The sequence below is a fragment of the Halobiforma nitratireducens JCM 10879 genome (assembly GCF_000337895.1).
GTDB classification, from domain to species: Archaea; Halobacteriota; Halobacteria; order Halobacteriales; family Natrialbaceae; genus Natronobacterium; species Natronobacterium nitratireducens.
Map to the genome: position 1 here is coordinate 1 of NZ_AOMA01000101.1, position 1,760 is coordinate 1,760.

The 1,760-nt window shown below is 63.3% G+C and carries 1 protein-coding gene; it reads right to left on the reverse strand.

Annotation, left to right across the window (positions count from 1 at the left end):
* Positions 1-106: 106 nt before the first annotated feature.
* Positions 107-1,507, reverse strand: coding sequence for a CARDB domain-containing protein (locus C446_RS10020; protein WP_006672979.1), 1,401 nt, complete (start codon positions 1,505-1,507; stop codon positions 107-109).
* Positions 1,508-1,760: the final 253 nt, after the last annotated feature.

The window sequence follows — 1,760 nt, forward strand, 5'->3', positions numbered from 1 at the left end:
ACTCTCAACACCGACAACTGGTTCGAGAAAATCTTGAGTACTGACTTCTACAGATGAGCGAAAGCGAATTGTCGGTCGGGAGAACGGGTGCCGTTCCGTCCCCGGGTTACAGGCGGCGCGCGAGGAGCGCGACCGCAAGCAGTGCGACGACAGCTGCCGTGGCACTGAAGCCGGGGATGCCGTCGTCGTCAGTGACGGTGATCGTCACGGGGTCGGCATCGCCGACGGTGACGTCGAACTCTCCCGATTCGTCGAACGCTTCGGTGAACGTCACGGTCTCGGCGTCGTTGCCGTCGACGGTGACATCCTGTTCGTCGACGACCTCGCCGTCGACGAGTAGTTCGGCGGTGAACGTGCCGGCTTCGTCGCCGACGTTCTCGATCGTGGCGGAGATGTCGATTTCATCGCCGGCGACGATCTCGTCGTCGGTCACCTGCACGTCGTCGACGTCGAACGCGGCGGGTTCGGGCTCGGACACGGTGATCGTGTCGGCGTCGAACTCGCCGACCGCAACGTCGTATTCGCCGGCCTCGTCGAACGTCTCGGTGAACGTCACGGTCGCAGTTGCACCGGCGTCGACGGTGACATCCTGTTCGTCGACGGTTTCGCCGTTGATGACGAGTGCGGCGGTCGTTTCGCCGCTCTCTTCGCCGACGTTTTCGATCGTGGCGGTGACGGTCACCGACTCGCCGACGAGGAGTTGCGTGGCATCGAGGTCGACGTCGGTGACGTCGAACTCGGCCTCAGGCTCCGGGTCCGGTGCCGGGTCCGGAGACGGGAGCGAGATGCCCGGCGCGTCGCCGTCGTCGTCGTCGGCGCTGAGGGTTACGGTGGCCTGGTCGTCGTCGGTCTTGACCGTCGCGTTGACATCGCCTTCCTCGTCGAGTTCGATGTCGAACTCGACTGTTTCGGTTTCGTCGACGTCGAGTTCGAGGTCCTCGATGTCGTCTTCGACGGTGTCGTTGACCTCGAACGTGACGTCGGTTTCTCCGGCGGTGTCGCCGGTGTTCTCGATGTCGGCGACGACGGTTGCGGTCTCGCCGACGTCGATGTCGGTGTCGGATGCGTTCTCGTCGATGTCGACGTCGAAGATCGACAGGTCGTCGACGCCGTCGCCTTCGAGGGCGACTGATTGGGAGTCACCGGATTCCCACTCGACTGTGGGGTGGTCGACTTCCTGCTGGTTGACCAGGAAGTCGACTGGCTCACCGGCGTCGTCTGTGGTGCCCTCGACGACGAGCTTGTCTTCGTCGGCGGCGGAGCCGCCGAATTCACCGGCCTCGTCGACGGTGATGGTGCCGCGCACTTCGCCGTCGATGACGGCGGCGATTTCGGTCCCTTCGGGAGCGGGTTCGCCGTCGATTTCGACGGTGCCGTAGTAGGCTGCGGGCACCGGATCGGGGTCGTCGTCCGCGAGGGCGGGTGCCGCGCCGCCGACGGCGATGGCGGAGAGGAGCACGATGGTCGCTAGCGCTACTGCGAGCCAGCGAGTGTGTGCCCCGGTCATGTGGTCCTGCCCTCCGTTGTGTGGTATATCATTTGTTGGTAGCAGTTAAGCTGGAAAGATAGAGTTGTTGGCTATGCCTGGGGAACGGACTCGGACTGTCGGTCGAGTTCGTTGTCCAGTGCGTCATCGTCTTCGTAGACGACGACGTAGACCTCTTCATCTTCGACCTGGCGTTCTAGGTCANTCAGTGACAGTTTCGACATCGGTGGCGATGTCACCGGACTGCGCAGTGTCATCTTCTTCGACAGTGACG